The 4,334-nt window shown below is 46.2% G+C and carries 3 protein-coding genes; all 3 read left to right on the forward strand.

Annotated features, from left to right (window positions below; genetic code table 11):
* Positions 1–235: 235 nt before the first annotated feature.
* The gene (glyQ, locus tag NDI42_RS28620) at positions 236–1,129 is read left to right on the forward strand and encodes a glycine--tRNA ligase subunit alpha (protein ID WP_190457139.1); all 894 of its coding nucleotides are present in this window, start codon (positions 236–238) and stop codon (positions 1,127–1,129) included.
* A 102-nt stretch (positions 1,130–1,231) separates the two neighbouring features.
* The gene (locus NDI42_RS28625; protein ID WP_199311266.1) at positions 1,232–1,738 is read left to right on the forward strand and encodes a DUF4079 domain-containing protein; all 507 of its coding nucleotides are present in this window, start codon (positions 1,232–1,234) and stop codon (positions 1,736–1,738) included.
* Positions 1,738–4,017, forward strand: coding sequence for a ComEC/Rec2 family competence protein (locus NDI42_RS28630; RefSeq protein WP_190457140.1), 2,280 nt, complete (start codon positions 1,738–1,740; stop codon positions 4,015–4,017). The genes NDI42_RS28625 and NDI42_RS28630 overlap by 1 nt, the downstream gene beginning before the upstream one ends.
* Positions 4,018–4,334 lie beyond the last annotated feature (317 nt).

A 4,334-nucleotide genomic window follows, 5' to 3' on the forward strand; every position in this document is an offset into this window, starting at 1 on the left:
TTGACGAGGTTATTGTGTTACTCTGGCTTTCAAACTATTATTTTTTCTAGGTTCTCTTCGCTCAGTTGAGTCTCGCTTTCGCTCGTCTCTCCCGACCGCTTTATTACTATAGCTACTCTCTCCCCAATGTGTCAACTTTTTGGGAAAATTTATTTTGAAAATTCTTGAAAAGCTCTTGAAGGGGAGCATTTGCGCCACAATGGGTAATGCGTTGAGCGCCTGAGGAAAGGGAACTGTGAATTTTCAGTCGGTGATTGCTACGTTGCATGAGTTTTGGGGTGATCGCGGTTGCCTAATCGCCCAGCCCTACGATATTGAAAAAGGGGCAGGCACCAAAAATCCCAATACCTTTTTAAGATGTCTTGGGCCGGAACCGTGGGCTGTTGCTTATGTCGAACCCTGCCGCCGCCCTACAGATGGACGTTATGGTGAAAATCCTAATCGCTACCAACACTATTACCAGTATCAAGTTCTGATTAAACCTTCGCCAGATAATATCCAAGAGATTTATTTGGACTCGTTGAGGGCTTTAGGTATTCGCCCTGAAGATCACGACATCCGGTTTGTAGAAGACAACTGGGAGGATGCCACCGTAGGCGCTTGGGGAGTAGGTTGGGAAGTATGGCTAGATGGGATGGAAATCACCCAATTTACTTACTTTCAACAATGCGGAGGCCTTGACTGTAGACCTGTCTCAATTGAGATTACCTATGGTCTGGAGCGATTAACTATGTATCTCCAGCAGGTGGATGCGTTTACCAAGATTCGCTGGACTGATAACGTTACCTATGGTGATGTTCACCTTCAGGGAGAGGTTGAGCAGTGTATCTATAATTTCGAGGCATCTAACCCAGATTTGTTGTTTACTTTGTTTGGTCTATACGAGCAGGAGGCAGAGCAACTGACTGGACGCGGACTTGTGTTACCCAGTCTGGATTATGTTTTAAAGTGTTCTCACACATTTAATTTGCTGGATGCCAGAGGGGTGATTTCGGTAACGGAGCGGACGCGCTACATTGGCAGAATTCGCAAGTTGGCAAGGCGAGTCGCGGAGTTATATTTGCAGCAACGAGAGGCGCTGGGATTTCCCCTGTGCAAGCAAAAGGAAGTTGCACAGCAAGTATCTTAAGCAAGTGTGTAGGAGTTTAGGGATAGTGATCTGAGTTACCTAAGTGAGTAAAGGAACTGGGTTAGATTCTTTTGAAGATTGATAAACCAGTTAGGCAAACCTATGTTGATAGAGGAGGCTGTGTGGGGGGTGGCTAGTTTGAGTGAAGTTTTAGAACCCATTGCTAAGCAGTTTGAAAAGTTAGGAATTCCAGATTCGATTGTGCATTGGGGACACCCGGTGATGATGGCAATTGTGGTGTTGGTAATGGGTAGTTTTATAGGGTTTGCCGGATGGCGTGGACGGGTAGCGGCGGATACGGCGATCGCTAGTAAAAGTTTGGCTGACCACCGGAAGCTGGCACCGTGGATGTTTCTGTTTATAGCACTAGGTTATACTGGCGGAGTTTTGTCGCTAGTAATGCAAAATCAACGGATTCTCGAAAGTCCGCATTTTTGGACTGGTTCTATTGTGCTGGGATTGCTGGCAATTAATGGCACGATTTCGATGATAGGCTTTGGGGGTAATAAGGTAGTGCTGCGGACATTTCATGCTTATTTAGGCACTACGGCACTTTGTCTGCTATTTGTACACGCTGTGCTGGGCTTGAAGCTAGGTTTGGCTATCTGATGAACTCGGCTGCTGGTGTAATTTTAAGCTTGTCCTATATTTTGGGCTTACTGTCTACGGCAGTTTGGTGGGGCAAGTATGCAGTTTTGGCTCTGGGTATTGGGGCTGCTTTTGTTGTACCTAAATTCTGGCGAACTGGACCTAAAGCAAAAGTGTGGCTGACGGTCGGAATTGTGGGGTTGCTGGCAGCACTGTATTTTCAAGCACGGGTGCCACAACCTTTAGCAAATGACATCAGCAAGTTTGTTCATGCCCAAAATGGTAAAGGGCAGGAGCAAGTTGTCACGGTTCAGGGAAAGATTGCTAGTACGCCTCGGCTAACGCAAAGTCAGCGATCGCAATTTTGGTTGGAAGCTTCTAAATTAAATGAGGTAAAGAACGGCGAGAACAAACCAGCTGATGTCAGTCAGGGAGTGACGGGCAAGTTATATGTAACTGTGCCTTTACTACAAGCTACTGGTTTATATCCTGGTGAAGCGATCGCAGTTACGGGAGTATTGTATAAACCGAAAAAGGCTACCAATCCCGGTGCCTTTGATTTTCAGGCTTACCTGGCGAGAGAAGGGGGTTTTGGTGGTCTAAGCGGACGGCAGGTTAGTTTCCCCAATGAACAGGAAGAACGTGGCTGGGGATTCTGGACTGTAAGGCAGCGAATCATCCACTCTCAAGTTCGTTGGCTAGGCTCTCCAGAAGGGCAGCTTGTCAGTTCGATGGTTATGGGGAGTCAAGCGGTAGATTTGCCCTACGATGTGCGGAATCAATTTATCCAGGTGGGATTGGCTCACGCTTTGGCAGCATCTGGATTTCAAATTTCTCTGATTCTGGGTTTTGTCATAGCTGCCTTTGGGCGTTTTTCAGTAAGGACGCAACTAGGCGTTGGGATTGCTGCCATACTTATTTTTATTTGCTTGACAGGAGTGCAGCCATCAGTTCTAAGAGCCGGGGTAATGGGAGTTGGGGCGTTAATCGCCTTAGCAATGCAACGAAAAGTCAAGCCACTAGGTTCGCTCCTGCTTGCTGCCACGGTATTGCTGTTATTTAATCCGCTGTGGATCTGGAATTTGGGGTTTCAGCTGAGTTTTCTAGCCACACTGGGATTGTTAGTCACGCTGCCAGCAATAATAAAATGGTTTGATTGGTTGCCGCCTGCGATCGCATCCTTATTTGCGCTGCCAATTGCCGTCTTACCGTGGGTTTTACCTCTACAACTCTTTGTCTTTGGTGTTGTATCTCCCTACAGTATCCTGGCAAACATCATCAGCACTCCCTTTTTATCTGTCATTAGTATTGGAGGAATTCTCAGCGCCTTAGCCGGATTAATTTGGCCTTTGGCGGGAAGCACCTTAGCTTGGTTGTTGTATTACCCCACTCACTGGCTGATTTTGCTTGTGCAGTTTTTCAGCTCTTTGCCGGGAAACTCAATTGCTGTTGGCACTATTTCAATATTTCAAGTATTGGCGCTATACGGTTTAATTGGTCTAGCTTGGCTCAACAAGTGGTGGTGTCGGCGTTGGTGGTTCGCTGCGATTATTGCTACTACTCTGGTTGTTATCCCGGTTTGGCAGACAAAAGCAACTTTGTTTCGAGTCACGGTGCTTTCTACGCCGGGAGAGCCAGTTTTGGTGATTCAAGACAAAGGGGAAGTCACGCTGGTTAATAGTGGGGATGACAGTACAGCCAATTTTACTGTGCTGCCTTTTTTACAACAGCAGGGTGTCAATCAAATTGACTGGGCTGTGGTTACGGATTCTCAACTTAGTCCTAGAAGTGGCTGGGCTAAGATTTTGGAACGACTCCCAGTATCTACCTTTTACGTTAACACTGCCTCTATTGGTAAACTTTGGACTCTAGGTGTAAAGATTCCGCCTCAGGCTTTGCCAGTTGGTCAGAGTGTAGCGATTGGAACTTCAGCTATCAAGTTAATTAATAGCCAACCGCCAGTGGTACAACTGCAAATCAGCAACCAGACTTGGTTAGTGTTGGGAAATTTTAAGCCAGAGGAAAATGAAAGAAAGTTAGCGCTCTTGAAACAATTACCGCCTGTTCAGGTGCTTTGGTGGTCTGGAGAAAGTTTACAAGCTGATGTATTGCAAAAGATGCAAGCAAAGGTAGCGATCGCCTCATCCGCTACCATCGATCCAGAAACGGCACAAACTCTGCGTAAAATTAACACCAAATTATATACAACCGAGCGTGATGGGGCAATCCAGTGGACTCCTAGTGGTGCCTTTGAGACAACGCTGGAAGCAACAGAAAACGATGTTGGTATTAGCTATTAGGAATGAGGGGTGATATTTCCCTAGCGTAGAGGTAAAGCTTGAGTAGATAACCGATTTAAGACTCAGACTACTGTGATTAAGACAGCAGAATTTTCTGGCTCAAACTCAACTATACGGATCTAGCCGTAAGTTAGCTTCGAGAAGCACACCTGAAGCAGCAGGCCAATAATGGAGACTTGGAGGCTCGAATAATTTTGGTTAGATTAGACCTCTTGCAAAAGTCCCAGATGGGTGGGACAAGTAGGTTAGAGTTGGGTAGCATTTATGACCTACGAACAAGTAAAGACCCTGAAGTCAGAAGACTTTAAACGCTTGTG

This window comes from Funiculus sociatus GB2-C1, from assembly GCF_039962115.1.
GTDB lineage: Bacteria > Cyanobacteriota > Cyanobacteriia > Cyanobacteriales > FACHB-T130 > Funiculus > Funiculus sociatus.

Excerpts from the sequence above, each read along its gene's own strand:
- NDI42_RS28625 (WP_199311266.1), top strand. The coding sequence starts at position 1,232 with ATGTTGATAGAGGAGGCTGTGTGGGGGGTGGCTAGTTTGAGTGAAGTT.
- NDI42_RS28630 (WP_190457140.1), top strand. The coding sequence starts at position 1,738 with ATGAACTCGGCTGCTGGTGTAATTTTAAGCTTGTCCTATATTTTGGGC.